Source organism: Myxococcus sp. AB036A, assembly GCF_006547355.1.
Classification (GTDB): domain Bacteria; phylum Myxococcota; class Myxococcia; order Myxococcales; family Myxococcaceae; genus Myxococcus; species Myxococcus virescens.
Genome location: NZ_VHLC01000001.1, coordinates 76,982 through 100,683, shown reverse-complemented (window position 1 = coordinate 100,683; position 23,702 = coordinate 76,982). Strand labels below are relative to the sequence as shown.

Annotated in this window: 18 protein-coding genes; 7 read left to right on the top strand and 11 right to left on the bottom strand. The window is 71.4% G+C overall.

What is annotated here, in order from left to right; genetic code table 11:
* Positions 1-3: 3 nt before the first annotated feature.
* On the top strand, positions 4-1,221 hold the full coding sequence (locus tag FL344_RS00405; protein ID WP_141617068.1) for a cyclic nucleotide-binding domain-containing protein: 1,218 nt from the start codon (positions 4-6) through the stop codon (positions 1,219-1,221).
* A gap of 84 nt (positions 1,222-1,305) precedes the next feature.
* Here the strand turns inward: FL344_RS00405 and FL344_RS00400 are convergent, their stop codons facing one another.
* Entirely contained in the window at positions 1,306-2,499 is a 1,194-nt protein-coding gene (locus FL344_RS00400; protein WP_141588961.1) for an OmpP1/FadL family transporter, read from the bottom strand.
* 27 nt (positions 2,500-2,526) lie between these two features.
* Positions 2,527-5,520, bottom strand: a complete 2,994-nt coding sequence (locus FL344_RS00395; RefSeq protein ID WP_141617067.1) for a hypothetical protein — start codon at positions 5,518-5,520, stop codon at positions 2,527-2,529.
* Between the two features lie 192 nt (positions 5,521-5,712).
* On the opposite strand from FL344_RS00395, the gene FL344_RS00390 reads away from it, so the two are divergent.
* Positions 5,713-6,240 (top strand): hypothetical protein, encoded by a 528-nt coding sequence (locus FL344_RS00390; protein WP_244172330.1) that lies wholly within the window; start codon positions 5,713-5,715, stop codon positions 6,238-6,240.
* Between the two features lie 27 nt (positions 6,241-6,267).
* On the opposite strand, the gene FL344_RS00385 is transcribed toward FL344_RS00390, so the two are convergent.
* The gene (locus FL344_RS00385; protein ID WP_141588963.1) at positions 6,268-7,155 is read right to left on the bottom strand and encodes an OmpA family protein; all 888 of its coding nucleotides are present in this window, start codon (positions 7,153-7,155) and stop codon (positions 6,268-6,270) included.
* A 514-nt stretch (positions 7,156-7,669) separates the two neighbouring features.
* Between FL344_RS00385 and FL344_RS00380 the strand changes: the two genes are divergently transcribed.
* On the top strand, positions 7,670-8,359 hold the full coding sequence (locus FL344_RS00380) for an NTP transferase domain-containing protein (protein WP_194858249.1): 690 nt from the start codon (positions 7,670-7,672) through the stop codon (positions 8,357-8,359).
* A 64-nt stretch (positions 8,360-8,423) separates the two neighbouring features.
* Here the strand turns inward: FL344_RS00380 and FL344_RS00375 are convergent, their stop codons facing one another.
* The gene (locus tag FL344_RS00375; RefSeq protein WP_228564637.1) at positions 8,424-9,344 is read right to left on the bottom strand and encodes a hypothetical protein; all 921 of its coding nucleotides are present in this window, start codon (positions 9,342-9,344) and stop codon (positions 8,424-8,426) included.
* A gap of 324 nt (positions 9,345-9,668) precedes the next feature.
* On the opposite strand from FL344_RS00375, the gene FL344_RS00370 reads away from it, so the two are divergent.
* Positions 9,669-10,073 carry a response regulator gene (locus FL344_RS00370; protein WP_141588966.1) on the top strand — a complete coding sequence of 135 codons (405 nt, stop codon included), beginning with the start codon at positions 9,669-9,671 and terminating at the stop codon, positions 10,071-10,073.
* A 44-nt stretch (positions 10,074-10,117) separates the two neighbouring features.
* On the opposite strand, the gene FL344_RS00365 is transcribed toward FL344_RS00370, so the two are convergent.
* From FL344_RS00365 to FL344_RS00350, 4 genes are all read right to left on the bottom strand, one after another.
* A complete protein-coding gene (locus FL344_RS00365; RefSeq protein WP_141617065.1) occupies positions 10,118-10,978 on the bottom strand; it encodes a hypothetical protein in 861 nt (286 codons plus the stop codon).
* A 79-nt stretch (positions 10,979-11,057) separates the two neighbouring features.
* Entirely contained in the window at positions 11,058-12,569 is a 1,512-nt protein-coding gene (locus tag FL344_RS00360; RefSeq protein ID WP_228564636.1) for a hypothetical protein, read from the bottom strand.
* Between the two features lie 158 nt (positions 12,570-12,727).
* Complete coding sequence (locus tag FL344_RS00355) at positions 12,728-13,099, bottom strand: hypothetical protein (protein WP_011556949.1); 372 nt, start codon at positions 13,097-13,099, stop codon at positions 12,728-12,730.
* 34 nt (positions 13,100-13,133) lie between these two features.
* A complete protein-coding gene (locus FL344_RS00350; protein WP_141617064.1) occupies positions 13,134-15,254 on the bottom strand; it encodes a PAS domain-containing sensor histidine kinase in 2,121 nt (706 codons plus the stop codon).
* A 209-nt stretch (positions 15,255-15,463) separates the two neighbouring features.
* Between FL344_RS00350 and FL344_RS00345 the strand changes: the two genes are divergently transcribed.
* A complete protein-coding gene (locus tag FL344_RS00345) occupies positions 15,464-16,312 on the top strand; it encodes an HAD family hydrolase (RefSeq protein WP_141617063.1) in 849 nt (282 codons plus the stop codon).
* A 78-nt stretch (positions 16,313-16,390) separates the two neighbouring features.
* On the opposite strand, the gene atpA is transcribed toward FL344_RS00345, so the two are convergent.
* The 3 genes from atpA to atpH all read right to left on the bottom strand — a co-directional run bounded on the left by atpA (position 16,391) and on the right by atpH (position 20,362).
* On the bottom strand, positions 16,391-17,938 hold the full coding sequence (atpA, locus tag FL344_RS00340) for a F0F1 ATP synthase subunit alpha (RefSeq protein WP_141617062.1): 1,548 nt from the start codon (positions 17,936-17,938) through the stop codon (positions 16,391-16,393).
* Between the two features lie 250 nt (positions 17,939-18,188).
* A complete protein-coding gene (locus tag FL344_RS00335) occupies positions 18,189-19,667 on the bottom strand; it encodes a PAS domain-containing protein (protein ID WP_141617061.1) in 1,479 nt (492 codons plus the stop codon).
* A 146-nt stretch (positions 19,668-19,813) separates the two neighbouring features.
* Positions 19,814-20,362: an ATP synthase F1 subunit delta gene (gene atpH, locus FL344_RS00330; protein WP_011556945.1), complete on the bottom strand. Its 549-nt coding sequence runs from the start codon at positions 20,360-20,362 to the stop codon at positions 19,814-19,816.
* 191 nt (positions 20,363-20,553) lie between these two features.
* Between atpH and FL344_RS00325 the strand changes: the two genes are divergently transcribed.
* Together FL344_RS00325 and FL344_RS00320 are read left to right on the top strand one after the other, a co-directional pair.
* Complete coding sequence (locus FL344_RS00325; protein ID WP_141617060.1) at positions 20,554-22,380, top strand: Hsp70 family protein; 1,827 nt, start codon at positions 20,554-20,556, stop codon at positions 22,378-22,380.
* Positions 22,381-22,450: 70 nt separating this feature from the next.
* Positions 22,451-23,614 (top strand): TIGR02266 family protein, encoded by a 1,164-nt coding sequence (locus tag FL344_RS00320; protein WP_141588974.1) that lies wholly within the window; start codon positions 22,451-22,453, stop codon positions 23,612-23,614.
* Positions 23,615-23,702: the final 88 nt, after the last annotated feature.

The following is a 23,702-nucleotide window of genomic DNA, read 5'->3' as shown; positions in this document are numbered from 1 at the left end:
GCCATGGCGCACGTGCACGGCGCGGACAGGCAGCGGGCCGTCCAGCTCGCCAGCGAGGGCAGGTTGGAGGAGGCCCTGGCGGAATACCAGGGCGTGGTGAAGGACGCGCCGGACGACGCGGAGGTGCGTCAGAAGGTGGCGGAGCTGCTGGAGTGGCTCGGCCGTCCCGCGGACGCCGCTGCCGCGTACCAGGAGGCCGCGCTGGCTTGGACGAAGGCGGGCCAGCCCCTGCGCGCGGTGGCCGCGTGCGTGGCCTTGCCTCGACTGGGCGCGCCCCAGGCCGCGCTCGTGCGCACCGCGCGCGTGCTGGCGGAGCGCTTCGCCCTGCCGCCGGGCGCGGCGGTGCCCGTGGAGGCCACCCGGGCGCATGTCGCGGAGGAGGGCGCCGCCGGGCTGCCCATCCTCTCGCAGGTGAGCCGGGAGACCTTCGTCGCGCTGCTCGAGGTGCTTCAGGTGCGCGCCTTCTTTCCGGGGCAGACGGTGGTGGAGGAGGGGACGCCGGGCGCCTCCATGTTCGCCCTGGTGGAGGGCCGCGCGGACGTGGTGCGCGCGCTGGAGGACGGCCAACGGCGGAGCGTGGGCACCGTGACGCCCGGGGACTTCTTCGGGGAGCTGGCGCTCATCTCCGAGGGGCCCAGGCTCGCCACCGTGGTGGCCACCGAGCGCGCGGTGCTGCTGGAGCTCACGCGCCAGCACATGGAGGCGGTGGCGGCGCGGCACCCGGACGTGACGGCGGTGGTGGACGCCTTCTACCGGCGGCGGATGGTGGAGAACCTGCTGCGCAGCAACCCGCTCTTCAATCAGCTGTCGCCCGCGCAGAAGGCCGCGGTGTCGCGCGACTTCGAGCTGTGCTCCTTCGCCGCGGGCGAGGCGCTGATGACGCAGGGCCAGCCGGGAGACGCCTTCTACGTGCTGCTGCGTGGGCGCTGCACGCCGTGGCTGGAGCAGCCGCATGGACGGCGCGTGGCGCTGTCCGCGCTGCGCGAGGGCGACGTCTTCGGTGAAATCTCCCTGCTGCTGGACAAGCCGGTGTCCGCCACGGTGCGCGCGGACGTGGCGGGCGTGGTCCTGCGGCTGGAGCGCGAAGCCTTCCAGAAGCACCTGCTCAGCCAGCCAGGTCTCAAGGGCCAGTTGATGCGCATGGGTACGGAGCGGCTCCAGCGCACGGCGCAGGCGCTGGCCTCCGGGCGGGTGTTGCACGACGGAGACCTGCGCGTCTGACGCGAAGGGCTGGCGCTGGAAACACAACGCCCGGGCCTCCGTGAGGAGACCCGGGCGCGGTGAGGTCCGGACGGTGCCGGAAGACTACATGGAGTAGCCGAGCGTCAGGCCGAACACCTGGGCCGTGCCGTTGTAGGTACCCGTCATGCCCGGCGCGGTGCTGTTCTTGTCGGACAGGTTGACGAACTGGTAGGCCGCGTCGACGCGCACGGCGCCGAAGCTGTAGCCCACGCCCGCCGACACGCCGAAGCGGTCCGCGTCCGGCAGGTCCGGCGTCAGCGTGTCATCCGGGCTGGGCGCCGGGTCCAGCAGCACGCCGGCGCGCACCTGCAGCGCGTCGGTGATGCCGTACTCACCGCCCAGGTGGAAGTTCCACGTCGAGCGCCAGTTCTTCGGCAGCGGGTTGTTGATGGCCGGGTTGTCCGGGAACTCGATGGCGAGCTCCGGGAAGCTGGACCAGCCCACCCAGTTGGCGTCGAACGCAATCGTCAGGCGGTCCAGCGGCGTGACGGCGATGCCCGCCACCACCGACTGCGGCAGCTTGACGTCACCCTCCACGCGGGTGTCCGGCAGGCGGCCCTGGAAGGCCGGCGGCACGTTCTGGAAGTCCGCGTCGCCCTTGAACGTCATGCTGATGGGGCTGCGGTACTGCACGCCCAACGTGACGAGCTTCGGGACCACCACGGCCTGGACGCCGGCGTTGAAGCCGAGGCCCCAGCCCGCGCCGCCCAGGTGCACCTGGCCCTCGCTGGTGACGAAGCCCAGGGCGCGCTTCAGCTCCAGCGTGCCGCGGGTGATGTTCAGGCCCGCGCCCACGCGGAAGCGGTCGTGCAGCTGGTACGCCACCGTGGGGTTGATGTTGTAGATGGACAGCGCGGACTCCTGGGCGCGGAAGCGGCCCACGAATCCGTCTTTCCACCGGCTGCTCGCGCCGAACGGCGTGTAGAAGCCCACGCCGGCCGCCAGCGAGTCCGTGATTTTGTACACGGCGAACACGTGCGGCGGCGGGGACAGCGTCGTCTTCTGCCCCTGCACCAGGCCATCCGTGGGGGTGAACTGCAGGCTGGGGAGGATGCCGGTGACGCCCGCGGTGACGTCCAGCTTCTCCACGCCCAGGATGTTGGCCGCGTTGGAGTAGATGGCGGACGAGTCATCCAGCCACGCCGCCGCCGCGTTGGCCATGCCTGAGGAGCGTGCGCTCTGGGTGTTGACCTGGAAGCCCGCGGCCTGGGTCGTCCCGGCGGCGAGCAACGTGATGAGGGAGAGTGTCTTCTTCATGTTGGTTCGTTCTCTCTCTGGAGGCCGTTACGGGGTGGGCGACGCGACGCCCGTGTTCAGGAACTGGATGACCTGGTTCTGCGCGGTGTTGCGCACGGACCGGAGGAACTGGCTGGCCGCCGAGCTGGGGTCCAGCGACGGGTCCACGATGCCGAAGAACGCGTGACGCACGTCCGTCGGCAGGCCCATCCCGTCCTTCGCCAGGTACGTCTGCACCGTGCGGGGCGTGGAGACGTTGACCAGCGGGTGGTGGGCCGCGCTGATGAGGCCCTCGGTCACCGCGTTGGGGATGACCATGTCCTCCGCGATGTACTGGATGAACGCATCGCGGTTTTCGGGGAGCGACGGCTTGGAAGCGTCCTCGGGCCAGTTCTCCAGGTACTTGCCGTAGTTGCGGGGCGAGGCCGGGTCCAGGATGGTGCGCGCCAGGGTGATGAACTCGTAGAACTCCGGCGTGCCCGGGGCGCGGCCGTTGTCTTCCAGGGTTTGGAAGAAGCCCGAGCGGTACCGCACGAACGCCGGGTCCGTGGCCGTCAGGAGGATGTCCACCAGGTCACCGCCCACCGTGTTGAGCGCGGTGCGGCCCACGACGGGGGACACGGAGGCGGACAGGACGCCCTGGATGCCGCCCAGGCTCTGGCCCACGTAGCTGAACTGGCTGGTGTTCAGCGTACCGGCGCCCGCGGCAACCAGGCGGCCGTTGAGCGTGTCGGTGTCCAGCGCGCGCACCAGCTGGGCAAAGTCCACCACGTGGTGGCGGAAGTTGTCGCGGGTGGCGAACAGGTTGACCAGGTTCAGGAAGCCCGCGCTGGAGACGTACGGCGGCTGGGCGGGACCCGGACGGGCGAAGTCGCCGCCCTCGCAGGTGCCGGTGGCGCTGTTCGGGGCGGCCACGCAGCGGCCCAGGCCCTGGCTGGAGCAGAACAGGTCACCGTGCGGCGACGCGGTCGGCCCCACGTTGCAGGCCGGCTGGTTGTTCGACACGCAGCGGCCGAAGGTGGGGCTGCCCGCCGTCACGTCGCAGGTGTCGCCGTCGTCGCAGGCCGCGTCCGGCGTGGTGATGGTGAGCTCGGGGACGCCATCGCGGTTCGCGTCGACGATGACCGGGGCGTCCTCGCTGATGCCGGCGCAGCTGGCGCGCTCACCGTGGAACACGGTGTCGATGGCCGCCACGGCGTAGCCCGCCGCGTTGAAGTTGTTGGCCACCGTCATGATGTTGGTGCGGTTGCCCGTCAGCCCATGGCCGTAGACGACCACCGGGTAGCCGTCCGCGGGCGCCGCGCCCGCGGGCGTGAAGAGCATGAACGGGACGCGGTCGATGCGCGGCGTGGCGCGGTTGAGCGTGCCCTGTACGTCATCCAGGAGGAAGGGCGAGTGGTACGCGCCGATGAAGACACGGCCCACCGCGTTGTTCTCCAGCGTCAGGGCGTCCATCGTGCCCTTGATGGTGGCCGTCTGGTCCACCAGGTAGACGGGGTCGGCCGGCACCGCCGTGGGGGCGTCGTTCAGCCGCTCGAGGATGGAGCGGGTGCTCTGGGTGGTGAAGGCCCACGCCAGGTTGATGTCCTTGCGCGGGATGCCCGCGGCCTCCAGGTTGTCGAACAGCGACTTCATGCCCAGACGCACCGGCTCCAGGTCCTGGGCGAGCGTGTCAGGAACGGCGGCCACCTGGCTCTTGCCGTTGGCGTCCACCAGCGGGTTGGCCATGCGCATCAGCGCCTGCGCGGCGGTGGGCGCCACGGTGCGGCCCAGCGTGTCCTTCATGCCGCGCAGCATCACCACGCCATACTGGGTGGCCTCGTCCAGCGGCACCTCCGGGACAATCTGGAGCTGCTGCGGCGAGTTCGGCGCCGGCGTCAGGCCCTCCACGACGGGCTCGCAGTTGAAGCACAGCTTCACCTGGGGGTTGGTGCCCGAGGCGTGGTTGGTCAGCTTGACGAAGCGCAGCGTGGTCTTCGGCTCCGTCTCGTCGTCCGGCGTGAAGCCGATCTTCATGCGCACGGTGTTCGCGTCCAGCAGGGAACCCGTGTCGATGGGGCCGCGTCCCGCGCCGTTCTCCGACACGATGGGCGCGGTGGTGGACCAGCCGTCCAGGGTGTTGAGGCCCAGGATGAGGTTCTGCGCGGTGCCGGCTTCGGGGGGCACCGGCAGGGCCAGTTTCCCGGTTGCGGGGTTGCGCAGCAGGTCATTGGGGAAGGGGACGACGCCGTTGCCCGGATCGAAGGTGGCCTCCGGGTGGTCCATGATGGAGAAGGTCCACAGGAGGACGATGTCCTCGCGCTTCACGCTGAACTGCTCGGACACCTCCTTCAGGATGGGCGCGTAGCCGCGGCGCAGCTGCTCCAGCCGCAGGGCGCTGGCCGTCTGGTCCGCCAGGCGGGCGGCGGGCTCCGTCTCCGTGGAGGGGATGAGCTCGGTGGCCGTCTGGCAGTTGGGCGCATCCAGGTCGTCGCAGGTGACCAGCGGCTCGGTGGAGCTGGCGAAGGCCCACGTGGCGGACGGGATGACCGGCTTGCCATCCGTCGTCTTCACGCCGTTCTCACCGCCGATGATGGCCACGGCGTAGCGGCCACCCTTGGGCCAGCCTCCGGGCAGCGGGGGGATGATGGTGACGAGGTTGGTCTCCTCGTTGTACCCGATGTAGCTGGGCGTCGCCGGCTTCGCCAGCGGCGTACCCGCGTACACGTCGATGATCTTCACCGTGTTCGCGTTGACCGTTCCCGCCTCCAGGCCCCGGATGCGGGTGGTCGCGGTGACCGTGGTCGGGAAGCCGTTGAGCGTGTTCACGTAGTCGCGCGTGAACTCCTGCTCCGCGGGGGAGGCCTGAGGGTTGATGGGCGCGTTGACCAGACCGTTGACGATGGCCAGGTCGTTGGGAGACGGGACGACGGGCGGAGACCCGGTCGGATCGAACTCCGCGACGACGGAGTCTTCGGGGCTCCGCGGCGGATCCTGGGCGATATCGGGAGTACAGGCCGAGGCGCCCAGGGCAAAGGCCCCGAGGAACAACACCTTTCTCATGGGTACAACCCCCTCCAAGTCCTGGGTTGGGATGACTGGACTGGAAACGTCCGTGGCGTACCACGTCCATGGGTTGGCAGGAAGACAAGGGACTTGACGCGTCGTGTCACTTGTGATGGCGCGTGCGGGGTTGTGAGACGGGCGGTCGTTGACACGCTGCGCAGTGGGCCTCGGGCGGTTACGCTGCCGCGCATGAACCGACTATTGGGTGTGCTGGTGGTGGCCGTTGCCGTGGTGGCGCATGCGGAGGAGGCGGGGGGCCTGAAGTGGACGGCACCCGCGGACTGGGCGGTGCAGGGGGCTCGGCCGATGCGCGCGGCGACGTACAAGATTCCGGCGGCGAAGGGCGACACGGAGGGCGCGGAGCTGGCCGTCTTCTACTTCGGCCAGGGCCAGGGCGGCGCGGTGGACGCCAACGTGAAGCGCTGGGTGGGCCAGTTCCAGACGGCGGACGGCAAGCCCATTCCCCAGGAGAAGTCGAAGACGAAGGCGGAGAAGGTCAACGGCATGCCGCTGACGACGGTGGACGTGAAGGGCACGTACACGGGCGGCGGGCCGATGATGGGCCCCTCGACGCCCAAGCCCGGCTTCCGGCTGCTGGGCGCCATCGTCGAAGGCGCCCAGGGCGCCGTCTTCTTCAAGCTGACGGGCCCGGAGAAGACGGTGGCCGCTTCGGAGAAGGCCTTCCGCAAGCTGCTGGAGTCGGTGGAGAAGCAGTAGCGGAAAGGCGTGGCCTGCGGCGCGCGGCTACTTCGCCCCGCGCGCGGGCTTCGCCTGGGCCTTGGTCGCGGTGCCACCCGCGACCGCGCGCTGGACGGCCGCGGCCGGTGTGCGCTTGGAGGGCAGGTCCGGTATGAGGAGCACCTCGATGCGCCGGTTGCGCGCGCGGCCCAGCGGGGTCGCGTTGGTGGACACCGGCCGCATCTGCCCGTAGCCCGCCGCCACCAGCCGGCGCGCGGGCACGCCGCCGGTGTCCTGGAGGAAGCGCACCACGTTCACCGCGCGCGCCACGGACAGCTCCCAGTTGGACGGGAAGGTGCTCTGCAGCTTCTGCGACGGGGGCGAGTCATCCGTGTGGCCCGACACCTGGATGGACTTGTCATCCACCTTGGCCAGCACGCCGCCCAGCCGCGTCAGCACCTCCTGGCCGCGTGCGCTGATGCTCGCGTCGCCGGAGTCGAACAGCACCTTGTCCACCAGGTCCACCTGGATGCGGCCCTCGGCCTGGGACAGCCGGATGGCACCCTCGGCGATCTCCGCCTTCATCTTGTCCTGCAGGTCGTCGTAGGTGGCCTTCAGCTTCGCCAGCTCCGCCTCCTGCTCCTGCACCGTCTGGCTGAGCTGTTCCTTCTCCGAGCTGAGCTGCTCCTTCTCCGTGGCGAGCTGGGCGCGCTCGGCTTCCAGCGCCGCCAGCTTCTGCTCCAGTTGCAGCCGCGCGGCCTCCGCGTCACGCGCCCGCGTGGCGGCCTCCACCGCGGACTGGCGGGACTGCTCCGCCAATGCCTCGGCCTGGCTCGTCCCGCGGTGCGCCAGGTACATCACGCCGCCCGACATCAGCACCACCAACGCCGTCACCAGCCAGGGCACCCAGGGTCGTCCGTGCTGTGCCTGGCCGTGTTGCGTGGACTCCGTCATGTCGCGACCTCCCGAGTGGCTGAACGGGGGGCACCGTAGCCAGACGCCCAGGGTGTGCCTCAAGGCGCCCCAGTGTGCGCAGGTGTCTGGCGGTGCAAGGTTTCAGCGGTGTCAGAAGGGTGCGCTCCGCTTCGCACGCCGCGTCCGGAGGACACGGCCTGGGAGCGGAAGTCCGCGCCGGAGCTGGTGCACCTGGCGGCGAGGATGGTCACGTTGAGCGCGGGGAGGCATCCGTCATGGAGCCCTCCAGGGCTGCCCCGGTTCCGACCCGGAGCCCTTCTGCGGCTTCGAATTCCCGCGGGAGCCCCCCTGACAGGGCACGGTGTTTCGGATGACGGATAGGGGACGGAGCGCCTGGCTGGATGCTCATCCAGCGAACACCCGTCCGGAGTGACTGGCGTCTGGCTGACGGCTGGGACCCAGGGGTGGGCTGCAATCCCACGCGGACGCCACAGCCTTTGAGAGGAGGCCCCCGGGCCTGCGGCGTTCATTCATGGGGGCGGAGGAGGCTGGCATGAAGGCAGTGGCGATCATCCTCGCTGCGGGTGAGGCCCGGCGGATGGGCCACCCCAAGGCGCTTATCGAGCACGAGGGAGGCAAGAGCTTCCTCCAGTCCCTGGCATCCACCTTTGGCAAGGCGGGTTCCATGGTGCTTGGCGTGGTGGGGAAGGACTCCGAGGCGGTGCGCGAGCAGCATCCGGGGATGGAGCTGGTGGAAGCGGAGCGGTGGCAGGAAGGGCCCCTCCTGTCGATAAAGGCGGGGCTGGACGCCGCGCTGGAGGCGGGCGCGGACGTGGTGTTGCTGCATCCGGTGGACATGCCGGCGCTGCGCGCGTCCACGCTCAAGTCGCTCCTGAAGATGGCGGGGGACGCGGATGAGCTGCTGCGCCCGGAGTTCGAGAGCGCGCCTGGTTGGCCACTGGTGCTCTCGCGGAGCGGGGCGGAGCGGCTGCGCGCCGCGGAGGGCCAGCAGTTGGAGCCCGCGCTGGCGACGATGAAGGTGCGCCGCGTGCCGGTGAAGGACCCGGGCGTGGTGGTGAACATCAACACGCCGGAGACGTATGAGCGCCTGTTCGGCACGCAGCCGCGGCTGGCGCCTCCGCCCAAGCGGCGCGGCGCCAAGCGTGGCACCGCGCCTGCGACGTCCAACGTGGCGGAGCTGGGCGGCGGTTCGGCGCCCATGGCCGCCGCGTCCGAGGAGTAGCGCGCGACGGGCGGCTGGCTGGGGCCCGTGAGAGAAGGGGCTCCGGCCAGCACCACCCGAGGCGTCAGAACGTGAGGCCCAGCCCCAGGTACGGGCCGGTGAGCCGTTCGATTTGTTTCTCCCCGGTCGTGTGCCCGGCGTCGTTGAGGTAGAGGGCCCGCCAGCCGCCGCGCAGGTGGAGCGAACCCACGTGCACGGCCAGGCCGGCCTGGGCATCCACCTGACGGTGCGGGAAGGGCACCGCCTGGATGCGGGCCTCGAGGTCCACCGGCGAGGGGCCGATGCAGGCCTCCACGGATGCGGCGAAGCTGGGGCCCACGAAGAGGATGTCGGGCGCATGCGCGCTGGCGACGCCGCCCTCCAGTCGCAGCCGGCCCCGCTCCCCCGCCCACAGCGCGGCGGAGGCGTGCGCGCTCAGCAGGGTGATGCGGTCGGTGGCATCCGAGCCATCCATCGCGGGCAGCGACATGCCGGTGATGCGCGCGTCCAGGCCCAGGCGGCGGCCATCCATGGCCATGAAGAGTCCCATGGCCCCGGCGTCGCCCAGCAAGTCTCCCTGCACGCCCATGCGCACCAGCAGCGGCACCGTGTCCTCTGGCTCGCGCACCACCCGCTGGGCGGGCCGCGCGGCGGCGAAGCCCGGGCGGGTTGCGCCGATGACGGCCCCCGTGACGATGGCTCCCGGTGGCGGCCGGCGCACGCGCATGGCGCGCCGCCGGGGCGCGTCGTCACTCCGGGGCGTGCGCTCGCGGCCAATGGCGGAGGCCGGGTGCGTGCGGCCCTCTCGGGGCTGGCCAATGGCGGACGCGGGGTGGGCTCGGGCGCCGCGTGACTCCTGGGACGGAGAGGCCTGACGGGACGTGCTCCGTGGCGAGGACGAAGACGAGGAGGTGGCTCGCTTGCCGAAGCGCGCCTGCGCGGGGGAGGTGCCCAGCAGGACACTGACCGCGAGCGCGGCGCACAGCACGGCCTTGGATGCGGGCAAGGTCCACTCCTCGTGGGGATTTCGGGGGCGGGCGGATTCAACCGACTTCCCTCCCCAGGGACCATGGGCCTCCAGGCGCGAGGAGTCGTCCACCAGCGTGTGCTGTGCGGCGCTGGACACCGCTCCGGCTCGCCGTCGCTGCGAATGCCATCCGGTGGAAGCTCACGCCGCGCGCCTGTCCGGGAGGCCGTGTGGCTCGCGGTGCCGCAGCGGCCTTTCGCGTGCTGTAATATCTGCATGCGCGGGCCCGGCAGATGCTCATGCTTTGACAGAGAGCGGAATGCGGCGAAGTCGCTCGTGCCTGGGCGCGAAGGAGGGACTAGGGTGCCGGGTGTGACTCATCCCGTGGTGCAGCCGCAGGTCCTGATTGTGGAGGATGACCCGGACGTTCGCGGGGCCATGGCGGAAGCGCTGCATGACGAGGGCTTCGAGGTGTCCATGGCCATCAACGCCGTGGAGGCGCTTCGCGTGCTCGCGGCGCTGGAGTCCGCCTGCTTGGTGCTGCTCGACTGGGAGATTCCGCGCGTGGACGGGCGAGGTCTGCTCGAACGGCTGCGGTCCGATGAGCGCTTCGCCGGGACGCGGGTGGTGGTGATGACGGCGGAGGCCGGGCCGTTGCCGCCTGGCGCGGCGGGGGTGCTGCGCAAGCCCGTTAGGCTGGAGATGCTGCTGGAGGCGACGCGGCGGCACTGCCCGGTGCCCAGCGGCGCGGTGAAGACGCCCGCGTGAGCGCGGGCTGCGCGCTGACGCGGGCGTGAGGACTGCAGCGGACGTCAGTAGGTGAGGCCCAGGCCCAGGAAGGGTCCGTGGAAGGTGTCGACGTGGGAGACGCCATCCACGTAGCCGGCGTCATCCAGCACCATGCCGCGGTAGCCGCCGCGCAGCACCACCGCGCCCAGCTTCAACGCCAGCGCGGCGTTCGCGTCCACCTGCCGGTAGGGGAAGGGCGTCACCTGCATGCGCGCCTCCAGGTCCAGGGGGCCGATGATGCAAGCCTCCAGGGAGGCGCCGAAGCTGGGGCCGACGAAGGTGATGTCGGGCGCGTGCGCGGTGCTGACACCGGCCTCCGCGCGCAGGCGGGCACGCTCGTGGGAGATGAGCGCCCAGGTGAGGTGCGACTGCGTCAGGGTGATGGAGTCCGAACCGCTCGTCCCGTCATCCGTGGGCAGGCCCAGGCCCGTCAGCCGCAGGTCCACGCCGAAGCGCCGGCCCTCCAGCCCGAGGAACAGGTCGGCGCCGCCGCCCCCTTCGTTGAGCGGCCCTCCCTGGAGGCCCACGCGGAAGGACAGCGCCGCCGCGTGGCGCTCCCCGCGCAGCTCCGGCGACACGCCCATCCGATGGTTGCCGGTGATGAAGAGGTAGGAGAGCCAGCTCACCGTCACCGCGCTCGAGCCGCCACTCACGTGCCGCCGGTTGCTCGAGGAGCGCCGCCGGGAGGAGCGGCGGGGCGCGTCGTCATCGTCGTCGTCGTCCGAGCCGATGGCGGAGGCCCCGTGCTCCTTGTCATCCCTGTCCCGGTTCGAGTCGCTCTGGGACGGCCGCGAGCGCTTGCCGAAGCGGGCCTCCGCCGCCGTGGGACCCAGGCCCAGCGCGAGCGCGAGAAGGGCACACAGCAGGGTCCGGATTGGGAACACGGGTCAGCTCCTGACGATGGGCCGGGGATGCGGCCGCCGGAGACCTGGACGCCGGGCGGCCTGCTTTATTCAATCCGCATCACTGTTGCGGTGGCGCCGGGCAGTTCTTGGGGTTGTTCAGGCACGCGTCCGTCTGGAGGCACTGGCCCGGGGACTTCTTGAGCTTGCACGTGTCCGAGCACTGGGGAGGGAACTCGGAGTAGTCACACGTCACCCCACAGGTGGTCTGCGTCTTGGGGGAAATCGTCTCGCAGGGCGAGCGCAGGTACACGGTGATGGGCTCGGGGTGCTGGAAGCCGGCCTCGTCCATGCAACCCTCGAAGTCGCCGTCCCCCCACACCGCGGTGCCGTCGTTCACCTTGCAGCGGGCGGCGCGGGGGTTGTAGCTGCCCGGTTCGCAGGGGCCCTCCGCGCGGGCCATGCAGCCGGCGATGCGCTCGCCGCCGATGTCGGCGTTGGCGCAGATGCGCGAGCGCAGGTGGCTGTCGCCGTCCACCCAGTCCCGGCCGTGGCAGGCGTGGACGTTGTCATGGACCACGCCCTTGAAGCGCAGGTTGACGAGCTTGGGCTGGAGGGTGTCCTGATTGAGGACGACCTCCACCGTCAGGCCGCGCGAGTCGAACATGTTTCCGTAGAAGGCGCCCTCCCGGAACGTGTACGCGCCGAAGGGCTCGGCCGGGTAGGTGCCGGAGGTGGCCACCGGGGCCACCCACGAGCCCGGAATCGCGGCGCGGCTGTAGGGCGCGGACATGACGCTGTAGCGGCCGCTCGCGGGGCACTTGAACTCGACGCTGGGCTCGATTCCGCCGCAGGGGTTGCCGAGCGTGTCCGCCAGACGGTCCTCCCAGGCGCAGCCCCGCGGGTCCTCGCACACGCGCAGCACCCGGTCCCCGAAGATGCGGCCCAGCTGGCCCGTGCACGTGGCCGGGTGGGGCGCGCCCGCGGCCACCGTCACCGGGTCACCCGGGTTGCAGGTGCCCACGTTCTCCCCCAGCCAGCCGCACTCGGCATGGAGCCCCGCCTCACCCGACGCGCAGGGCAGGAACATGGGGCTCCACTCCTCGCGGGCGCCCGAGGGGTTGAAGCGCCGGGGCTCGCTCGGGTCCTCGCCGCGCATGGACACCATCACGCGGCGGCCGAAGGCGTTGTTGCGCGCCAGGAGACAGGCCGTCACATAGCCCAGGCAGGCCTGGCTCGGCTTGTCCTTCTCCCACTCGGGGCACAGCCCCACCTCGCCCTTGAAGGTGTACGTGTCGCCAGCGCGGCTGGTCCACTCCACGGCGGCGCCGGACGGCAGCGCGCACTCGGTGAGGTACGCCATCACGTTCCGGGCAGGTGGGTGCTCCAGCGCGTACTTGAGCCGGCTGTCGACGACGAACGTCTTCGAGTGCAGCGGCATCTCGGTGAGGGCATCCAGCGCGGCCCGGTTGCTGGTGAGCGCGTTGAAGGCCAGCTCCTCGGCGCGGAGCGAGTTCAGGATGCGGATGCCGGGCTCGGCCCGGGCCGGGGCCTGGGGAAGCAGCAGCGCGGTCAGGAACAGGAGCGCGGCCCGCAGGGAGCGCGAGGAGGGGCGAAGCGCGAAGGGCGACATGGAGCGTGGACCTCGGAGCGAAAGGGACTCGGTGGCTCCGGCGGTAGCACGTAGCGGGCCGGGCACTCAGGCCCGCGGTTTCGCGGGGTTGGCGGTGGGCCTTGTTGCCTGGGGGGCCACACCCTCTCAGGGGGTGTGGACGTGGTGGCCACGCGCCCTCAGCGCCGGCCCTGCTTCTTGGCCTTGGCCAGGCGCCGGGGTTCGGGCTTGCCCGGCGCGGGCGGCGGCTGGAGCGCCGTGGTGCACGCGGCGGTGGCCGTCACCGCGGCGGCATAGGCGGCGTGGTGCTGCTGCTCCAGCGTGCGCAGCCGGCGCGACATGGCCTCGCGCAGGGCCTGGAGCTCGGCCACGCGGGCCTCGGACTCGGCTGCCTCGCGTGTCAGCGCGTCGTTGCGCTCCACCAGGGCGGAGATGGAGCGCGAACCCGCCCAGGCCCCTGTCGTGGCGAGCAGCACCGCGCTCACCAGCAGGCCCCAGGGCAGCCACGCCCGGCGCGGGGGCGCCGACTCGTTTCGCTGCATCGCTTCCATGTCCGTGAGGTTAGCGGCCTGGGCGGGGTAGGCTTCAAGGGGAGGACGTGGGAGCCCGCGGCACCTGGGCCATGGGCAGGCGCAGCACGAAGCGCGCGCCGGGGCCCACGGGAGGCGCTTCCACCGTCAGCTCGCCGCCGTGGGCGCGGGCAATCTGGCGGGAGATGTAGAGGCCCAGGCCCAGGCTGGCGCGGGCATGCTCGCCGGTGGCGCGCTCGAAGCGCTCGAAGATGCGGGCGTCCGCGCCCACGGGGATGCCCGGTCCCCAGTCGCGCACGGCGATGACGGCGGCGGTGCCGTCCGTGTCCACGGACAGCTCCACCGGCTGGCCCGGGGCGTACTTCATCGCGTTGGACAGCAGGTTCATCAGCACCTGCTCCAACCGGAGGCGGTCCACATGGGCGAACACGGGCGCGCTGGCGTGCAGCACCGGCGCGCAGCCGGCCGCCACCAGTGCGTCCTCCATGCGCGTCACCAGCCGGTGCCCCAGCGCGGACAGGTCCACGTCCTCTCGCTCCAGCGTCAGGCGGCCGGTGCTGATGCGCGCCACCTCGAACAGGTGCGTCACCAGGTGGGACAGCCGCTCCGCCTGCCGCTGCGCGCTGGCCAGCCCCAGCTTCTGTCGCTCCGGAGGGCCCGGCACGTCCTTGTCCAGCGCGCGCGACAGCGAGGCGAGCTGGAGCTGGAGCGCGGACAGCGGCGTGCGCAGCTCGTGGGTGGCAATGGCGACGAATTCGTCGCGCGCGGCCACTGCCCGCGAGGCCTCGCGGTACAGCCAGGCATTGTCCACCGCGAGCGCCGTGCGGGACGCCAGGTCCTCCAGGAAGTCCAGGTCCCGGTCCTGGTAGCGCCGGTGCGGGTCCTGCGAGACGACGCTGAGCACCCCCAAGGTACGGCCTCGCGCCACCAGCGGGACGAGCATCAGCGACTGGCCGCCCAGCGTCTCCATCAGCCGCCGGTGCTCGGGCGACAGGGTGAGGGCGTCCAGCCAGTCCGGGTCCACCTGCGCGGCGAGCACCGGGCGGCCCGTCTCCAGCACGCGGCGGATGGGCGAGCGCGAGCCGGGCGGCGGTGGGTAGCGCAGCGCCTCCTTCATGAGTTGCTGGGTGGCCGCATCACTCGCCAGGGCCTCCACGCGCTCCAGGCCCTGGCCGTCATCGGCGAGCACGTCCACGGTGCAGTAGTCCGCCAGCTTCCCGCCCACGAGCAGCTGCGCCGCGGTGCGCAGCGTGGTGCGCCAGTCCAGGGAGTGGGACAGCCGCGAGGTGGCCTCGGCCAGGAAGCGCAGCCGCTCCTCCTCCACCTTCTGCGCCGTCACCTCCGACACCGTGGTGCCCACACCCACCGGCGTCTCCCCGTCACACACGGGGAAGGAGGTGATGCGGAAGTGGCGCCGCTCCCCGGGGTGTACGTCCGTCAGCAGTTGGTCCACCACGGGCACGCCGGTGTGCATCACCTCCCGCATCACCGCCTCCACCGGCGCGGCGCGGGGTCCCATCAGCTCCGACGGAGTACGGCCCACGTGTGCCGCCTGCGGCAGGCGGTTGAAGGCGGCCTGCGCGGGGTTGGTGCGCAGGCAGCGCAAATCCCGATCGAAGAGGGACATGCCCACGGGCGAGGCATTCATGAAGGCCTGGAGGTCCGCGAGCCGCGCCTGCGCCTCCCGGTACTGAAGCGCGTTCGCCAGCGCGAGCGCCGCGCGGTGGGCGAAGTCCTCCGCCACTTCCACTGCCAGCACCGTGTCGCCCGTGAAGACAAGGGTGAGCAGGCCCATCAGCCGTGCCTCCTTCCTCAGCGGCAGCACCAGCCGGGAGCGGGCCGCGAGCCAGTCCGGCGCCGGGCCGGCCACGCTCAGGGGGGCCTCGTCCGTTCCTGAGGCCCAGGCAGGTGGACAGGGCCGTTCCTGTTCCAGCCGCTGCTGCCATGACGGCTCCCGTGCGGCGTGCGCGCCAGGGACCATGGCGCCGTCGGCGGCCAGCACGTCCAGCAGGGCCACGTCCGCCCACTCGCGCACGGCGAGCTGGACGATTGACGCGAGGGTGCGCTCCCAGTCCAGGGACTCCGCGAGAAGGCGGCTGGCCTCGGAGAGGAATTCCCGCGCCCGCGCCGAGGCCGCGGCGGTCTCACGGGAACAGGGCAAAAGGGGCTCGGACATGGGCGACAGGCCACGGGTATGGCCTGGGCTGTACGTTGGGCCGTTCCGTGGCGGGATGACAACCCGGGGGGCTGGGGGAACGTCCGCGGGGTGATGCTCCCGCGGGCGGTGGCCGCCTGGCCGCCTGTTGATGCAGGCGGGCTTGATTCGAGGCCCGTGGGTGAGGCGTCATCCGGCCCCTTTCTTCATCTTCGGGAGCTGGTGGTCTGATGGCGATTGCGTGCGTGGTGCTGGACTTCGACGGAACCTTTACGGACGTGGCGGCGGAGAGCGCGCCCTTCCTCCGGCATTTCCGGCAGGGCCTGGCGGCGGCGCTGGGCGAGGATTTGGAGGCCGCGTGGGAGGAGGAAGTCGCCGCGTTGCGCGCGGGCGCGGACGCGCTGGGGTGGGACTTGGGCGGCCGGGTGGTGGCGCCCGCCACGGCGGACCCGTACCTGACGGCCACCTGCGCGGCCCACCGCCTCATGCAGCGCTTCGGGCAGGGCCAGGACGAGGCCCGCCGCTCCGACGTGGTGCAGAAGCTCTACCGGGAGGCCTACGCGCACTCGGCCACGGCCTTCAAGCCGGAGGCGAAGGAGGTGCTGGAGGCGCTGGTGGCCACGGGCCTGCCGGTGACGGTGGTGACGAACGCGCACACCGACCTGGTGGAGAAGAAGCTGGACCAGCTGGCGCCCAAGGGGCGCGAGAAGCTGACGGTGTCCGGGGATGCGCGCAAGTTCCTCCTGGACCCGCCGGACACGGCGGATGCCCGCTTCACCGCGGTGCCGGAGACGCAGACGCTGGACGGCGTGCTGCGCCGCCCCGTCTACCTGCGCCGGGGCCGGTACTTCGAGGCCCTCAAGCGCGTCTGGGAGTCCACTGGCACCACGCCGGAGCAGACGCTGGTGGCCGGTGACATCTACGAGCTGGACCTGGCGCTGCCCGCCGCGCTGGGCGCGCACGTGCAGCTGGTGGCCCGTGACAACGTGCTGCCCTACGAGCTGAAGGCCATGGAGCTGCTGGGCGCGCGCGGCGGCGTGGACCGCAGCCTGCACGGCGTGCTGCCCCGCCTTCGCTGAAGGCCGGGCCCGCAAGCACGAAGCCCCGCCTCCCGGTGAAGGGAGGGCGGGGCTCGTGGGTCACAACCGGCGAGGGCGTTAAACCTTGGCGCCCGGCGTCGGCTGGAAGACCTCGTTGAACTCGGTGATGGCCTTGCTCAGCGCCGTCTTGATGTCGGCGGTCAGCTCGCGCTTCGACGCCAGGTCCTTGGCGACGTTCGGGTGCTTGCCGTCGGCGAACTCCAGGAACTCACGCATCCAGCGCACCACGTCGGCCGTCGGGATGTCGCGAATCCAGCCGCGCTTCTTGGGGTCGTCGCGGTTGGTGGCGGCGTAGATCTGCATGACCTGCTTCTCGACGGGCATGGGCTCGTACTGGCCCTGCTTGAGCAGCTCCACCATGCGGGCGCCGCGCGCCAGCGTCTCCTGGGTGGCCTTGTCGAGGTCGGAGCCGAACTGGGCGAAGGCGGCCAGCTCGCGGTACTGCGCGAGCTCCAGCTTCATGGTGCCGGCGACCTGCTTCATGGCCTTGATCTGCGCGGCCGAACCGACGCGGGACACGGAGAGGCCCACGTTGATGGCCGGGCGGACGCCGGCGAAGAAGAGGTCCGTCTCGAGGAAGATCTGCCCGTCGGTGATGGAGATGACGTTCGTCGGGATGTACGCCGACACGTCACCGGCCTGCGTCTCGATGATGGGGAGCGCGGTGAGCGAACCGGCGCCCTCCTCGTCGGACAGCTTGGCGGCGCGCTCCAGCAGGCGGCTGTGCACGTAGAACACGTCACCGGGGTACGCCTCGCGGCCCGGCGGACGGCGGAGCAGCAGCGACAGCTGGCGGTACGCCACGGCCTGCTTGGACAGGTCGTCGTACACGATGAGCGCGTGCATCTTGTTGTCGCGGAAGTACTCGCCCATGGCCACGCCGGCGTACGGCGCGAAGAACTGCATGGGGGCCGGGTCGGAGGCGTTGGACGCCACCACCGTGGTGTACTCCATGGCGCCGTAGCGGTTCAGCTTCTCCACCACCTGGGCCACCGTCGACTGCTTCTGGCCGATGGCCACGTAGATGCAGTAAACGTTCAGGCCCTTCTGGTTGATGATGGTGTCGATGGCGACGGCCGTCTTGCCCGTCTGGCGGTCACCGATGATGAGTTCGCGCTGACCACGACCCACCGGCACCAGCGCGTCCAGCGCCTTGATGCCCGTCTGCAGGGGCTCGTGCACGCTCTTGCGGGACACGATGCCGGGCGCCTTCACTTCCAGGCGGCGCGTCTCGGTGGCGGCGATGGGGCCCTTGCCGTCCAGCGGCTTGCCGAGCGGGTCCACCACGCGGCCGAGCAGCTCCTTGCCCACGGGCACGGAGGCAATCTGCTGGGTGCGCTTGACCGTGTCACCCTCGCGGATGGACTGGAAGTCACCCATGATGGCGACGCCGACGTTGTCCTCTTCCAGGTTGAGGACGAGGCCCTGCACGCCGTTGGCGAACTCCACGAGCTCACCGGCGAGCGCGCCCTCGAGGCCGTAGATGCGCGCGATACCGTCACCGACGGACAGCACGGTACCCGTCTCCGCGACGGTGACCTTCTTCCCGTAGTCCTTGATCTGCTCCCGGATGATTCTGCTGATCTCGTCGGCGCGGATTTCCATGAGCGTATGCGTCCTTGCGCAGGGGCGGCCGACGTGGAGCAGGCCGCCGAAACCTTGAAGTCGGGGCCCCTTACCACGCACACCCACCCGCTGCAATGCGGTCCGCGCCACCCGCCACGGGGTGGGAGAGGACGCCCGTTCAGGAGTGGGACAGGCGGCTGCGCAAAGACGCTCCAGGGGTGGGCCAGAATCGGGCCTGGCTACTCTGGTGCATCAGCCGCCGTTGAGGCGGTACCAGGCGCGGAGGCCTTCAATGCCCCGGCCCCTCGCGGGGTAGCCAGGCGGTGAAGCTCATGCCGCCCTCGGAGCAGGACTCCACCGCCAGCTTCCCGCCGTGGGCCACGGCGATCTGCCTGGCGATGTAGAGCCCCAGGCCCAGGCCCTCTGGCGTGGCGCCGCGCTCCCTGCGGAAGGGCTCGAAGAGGGAGGGGCGCTCCTCCGCCGCCACCGTGAGTCCGGGGCTCCTCACACACATCGTGACGCCGCCCACCGCGCCCACCGCGCGGAGGGTGACCGGCGAATCCTCGGCCCCTTGAAGGAGCACGCTGCCCAGGAGGTTGTCGGCCAGCTGCGCCAGCCGGTGGGTGTCCCAGTGCCCGCGCAGGTCGCCTTCCGTCTCCAGGTGGAGGGTTCGCTCGGGATGCTCACGGCGGCGCTCCTCCACGACGCGCGCCACCACCGCATCCAGCACGGCGGGCTCTGGCCGCAGCGCCAGTCCGCCCGCCAGCCGCGCGCGGGTGAAGTCCATCAACTCCTGGAGCATCCGCTCCATGCGCCGGGCGGACCGGGCCACCTGGCTCACCAGGGTGCGCTGCGGTTCCTCCAGACCGTCCAGCCGCTGCAGGGAGCGCGTGCCGTCCCGCAGCGATTGCAGGGGCGCTCGCAGCTCCGCGTCGACGGCGCCCAGCATCTGGTGCCGGAACTGCTCGGTGTTCGCGGAGAACTCCTCCGCGGCCTTGCGGCTGCTGATGTCCCAGACGGCGACCAGCCGCACCTGCCGGCCTTCCCACGTCACGTAGCGCCCCAGCACCTCCAGGGGCAGCCGCTGGCCATCCCGGCGGAGGACGACCACCTCATAGGGGGCCTCCAGCCCGCGGCTGAGCACCAACCCCACCTGCGAGCGGAACTCCGGGGCGACGTAGTCCGCCAGGTGCCGGCCGATCATCTCTGAGGGTGACGCGTAGCCCAGCAGCTGCGACATCGCGCGGTTGGCGTCCATCACGATGCCGTTGTCATGCAGGAAGTGCCCGTCGCAGGCCACGTCCGCCAGGCTGCGCATGTGGGACTCCCGCGCGCGCAGGCGCTGCTCCTCGAGGAAGCGCTCCGTCTCGTCGCGCACCCACAACGCCACCCCCGCCAGCGTGCCGCCCTGCAGCGCGGGGGACAGGCCCACCCGCAGGTGCCGCTCACCCGCGGCGGGGGCCAGCACGCCCCGCACAGGGGCATCCGTGACGTCCTCTCCGGAGAGTGCCCGGGCCAGCAGCGGTGACAGGGCCTGCGCCACCTGCGGCCACAGCTCCGCGAGAGGACGGCCCACGTGCGCGCGCGGCTCCAGACCGGACAGCGCCGCCAGCGTGGCATTCACCCACACGGGACGCAGCTCCCGGTCCAGTAGGGCCACCCCACAACCCGCCGCGCTCAGGAGGGCCCCCAGAAAGGGCCGAGCCTCCTCGGGCGCCGCCAGCGTGGACGGACCTTCGGAATACCGGTGGAGTAGGGACTGCGGCATGGTCAGGTCGTCCAGGCGGCGCGGGGCTGTCCCGCACCACCTGAGAGTATACCGCTGTCAGGGTCCGCTGGAAATACCGGTTAGCCCTGGACTGCGGGGTGATGAAGACGACCTGGAACGTTGGTTGCCCGGCGAGCGGGCGGGCTTCAGCGCTGCTTCAGTTCGCGGCGCATCTCTTCGAGCTGGGTCCGGATGCTGCCGTCGTAGAGGATGCTGCCCACCTGGGCGGAGACACCACCCAACAGGCTGGGGTCCACGCGCGTCTCCAGGAGGACGTTGCGCTGGGTCAGCTGCTGCAGGGTCTGCTGGAGCTGGGCAAGGGCGTCGGCCGGAAGCGGCGCGGCGCTGGTGACGTGGCCCCGGACGCGGCCGGCACGGGCGTCCGCCATGTCACGGAAGAGGCGGGCGATGTCCGCCAGGTAGCCCAGGCGGTTGCGGTCCACCAGCAGGCGGAGGGTGTTGGCCAGCGTGGCCTCCACGCCGCCGGGGATGGCCTGCATCACCGACTCCACCACCCGCAGGCGCTGCTCGCGGGTGTAGGCGGGGTTGACGAGCACATCCGTCAGCTCGGCGTTCTTCGCGATGACGTCGGCGAAGGCGGTGAGCTGCTCGGCGACGGCGTCAGTGCGGCCCGCCTCCGAAGCGACATCGAGGAGGGCGCGGGCGTAGCGGCGGGCGATCGACACGTTCACCATGGCGGTCGCGCCCTTAGCACGGGGATTTCCCCCGAGCAACGTCCCTGGCATCGCGAAGCCCTGTCACCGGGGGCACGCTTGCTGGCCCGGGCCGTGGCGCGGGAAAGCGGCGCTTATCGGCAGGAAGGCGCGGGAAGGGGGCTTGGCGAGCTGGCGCGAACACCCGTAGGGTGGTGTCCTCTCGGCCCCCCATGCTTGACCTCGTCATCGGCATCGACCTGGGTACTACCAACAGCGCCGTGGCGACCGTGGAAGACGGACGCCCGCGTATGATTCCCCCGCGCGCGGGTGGCCGGTTGACGCCGTCCACGCTGGGCGTGAACAAAGCCGGTGAGCGCGTGGTGGGCGCCGCGGCACAAGCACTGGGCGAGGAACACCCGGACTCCGTGGTGTGGGCCACCAAGCGTTTCCTGGGGCGCCGCTACACGCCGGAGCTGGTGCAGGAGGCGAAGGCGCTGGTGCCGTATCCGCTGGTGGCCGGGCCCTCTGGCGACGTGCGCGTGCGGCTCGCCGGGCGGGTGATGCCCGTCACGCAGGTGTCCGCGATGATTCTGGGCGAGCTGGCCCTGGACGCGCAGGCGCACTTCGGCCGCCCCGTCACCAAGTGTGTCATCACGGTTCCGGCCAACTTCGACGACAACCAGCGGCAGGCCACGCGCGAGGCGGCCAGCATCGCCGGGCTGGACGTGGTGCGGCTGGTGAACGAGCCCACCGCCGCGGCGCTGGCGTATGGCCTGTCACGCGGCTTCGAAGGCAACGCGCTGGTGTTCGACCTGGGCGGTGGCACCTTCGATGTGTCCATCCTCGAGGTGAAGTCCGGTGTCTTCGAGGTGCGCGCCACCGGCGGCGATCCGCGGCTGGGTGGCGAGGACTTCGACCAGCGCATCGTCCAGTGGCTCCTGGCGCAGGTGGACGATGAGCTGCGGCACGTGGTGTCGCAGGACGCGCAGAGCCTGCGCCGGCTGAAGGTGGCCGCCGAGTCCGCCAAGCGCGAGCTCACCGAGAAGGAAGAGGCGTCTATCTATGTCGCCGGGCTGGGCGACCATTCGGCGCCCGGCAAGCGGATGGTGGAGCTGGAGACGGTGCTGACGCGCTCCTTCTTCGAAACGCTGTCCGAGCCGCTGTCGCGCCGCTGCCTCGATGTCTGCGAGTCGGTGATGCGCGAGGCGAACATGGACCCCCACGCGGTGGACGTGGTGCTGCTGGTGGGCGGCATGACGCGCGTGCCGCTGGTGCGGCGGCTGGTGGCGGACTTCTTCGGCCGCGCGCCCTCCACGGACGTGCACCCGGAGGAGGCCGTCGCGCTGGGCGCCGCGGTGCAGGCCGACGAGCTCGTCCGCCAGTCCGGTCAGGCGCTGCTGCTGGACGTCGCCGCCCAGAGCCTGGGCGTGGGCGTCATGGGTGGGCGCGTGAAGCGGCTCATCCAGAAGAACACCGGCGTGCCGGTGGTGGCGCGGGACATCTTCTATCCGGGCAGCTCCGGCCAGCAGGAAGCGCGCATCCCCGTGTACCAGGGCGAGAGCGAGTTCCAGGACGAGAACTACAAGCTGGGCGAGGTGGTGCTGAAGCGCCTCCACGTCGCCGCGCGCGGAGAGGTGCCGCTGGAGGTCGTCTTCGAGCTGTCCAGCGAGGCCATCCTGTCCGTCAAGGCCACGGACCTGACCTCAGGCAACATGGAGGCCGTGCGGCTGGAGGCCCGTGCGGGGCTGCCGCAGGGCGAGGCGGAGAAGCTGGGCGCGGAGCAGGCCCACTACGCGCGCTCGCAGGGCGTGGTGGACGCGAAGCGCGCGGAGGAGCTGTTCCGCAAGCTGCTGGAGCGCGGGGAGAAGCTGGCGCGGCTGCTCCAGCGCAGCGCGCAGGAGAACCCCAGCCCGGAGGCGCAGGCCACCCTGGGCACGGTGCAGCGTCTGTTGGATGGTGGCCGCTCTGCCCTCGACAGCGGCAACGCGGCGCAATGCGCCACCATTGCCAAGCAGCTCACGCGGCTGTTGTCTGGTCGCCAGGAGCCTCGCGCCTGAGCGTCCATCCCCGAACGGTGGCCCCGGGCGCCGGTGGCCTTGGCACCCCTTTCCACCTATCCGTGAACGTATGAGCCCTCCTCCCAACGCGCGTGACACCGTGTTCGTGGTGGATGACTCCCGTACCGCCCGGGAGGTGGTGCGCCTGCACCTGACACGGCTGGGCTGCGAGGCGGTGGCGCTGGAGGGTGGCGAGGCGTGCATGGCCGAGCTGGCCCGGCGCACCCCGGCGCTCATCCTGTTGGACCTGCGCATGGAGCGCATGCAGGGGGACGAGGTGTGCCGGCTGGTGAAGGCACACGCCGCGGGGCGCAACGTGCCCGTCATCATGTTCACCTCCGGCGGCGAGCCCCACGAGGTGATGCACTGCTGGCGCGCGGGCGCCGACGACTTCCTGCCCAAGCCGGTGGCGCTGGGCGCTCTGGAGGCGAAGCTGGCCGCGGTGCGCCAGGCCCGGGAGCGTGTCCGCGAGGGCCTGCCGCGTGGGCGCCGGGTGCTGCTGGTGGAGGGCGGGCGCTTCCTGCACACCTTCCTGGGCGGCTCGTTGGAGCAGGAGGGCCTCCACGTCCTCTACGCGCGGGACATGGGGGACGCGGCGAACCTGGCGGCGGAGCACGGCGCGCAGCTGGATGGCTTCGTGGTGGACGTGTCGCGCACGCCACGCGAGGCGCTGGCCCTGGCCACGAAGCTCCACGACGCGCACCCGCGCAAGCCGCTGGTGCTGCTGTCGCGCGCGGAGGAGTCGCAGGAGGTGCTCGCCCGGGCGCAGGCGCTGGGTGGCGCGCCGCTCCTGGAGAAGCGTCACATGGGCGCGGACGAGCTGCTCGGCTGCGTCCTGGGGCGACTGCTTCCGGGCCACGCCCCGCTGCGCGCCGCGGAGCGCGTGCCCTTCTTCACGGTGGTGGAGTTCACCACGCCCAACGGGGCGACGCTGTCGGGCTTCAGCCATGACGCGGGGCCGGGCGCGCTCTTCGTGCGCACCCTGACGCCGGCGCGCGAGGGCACCCGGCTGACGCTGAAGGTGTTGCTCGCGGGCCAGCGCGCGCCCTGCACCGCCGAGGCGACGGTGGCGTGGTCCAACCCGCCCCTGCCGCAGGGCGTCTTCCGGTCCTCGGTGGGCATGGGGTTGCGGCTGGAGCACATGGACCCGGTGCTCACCCAGCAGTTCGTCCGCTTCGTGCCCCGGGGCCTCGGTTTTCCGGCTCCAGGTTCGCCGCGCGCCTCAGGTTTCTGAGAGGCGAGGACGCCCGCACCGGGTGGCGGGGCCGGGGTTCCCAGGGGGCCAGTGCCCTGGCACGCCGGTGGCAGATGTCCCGGCCGCC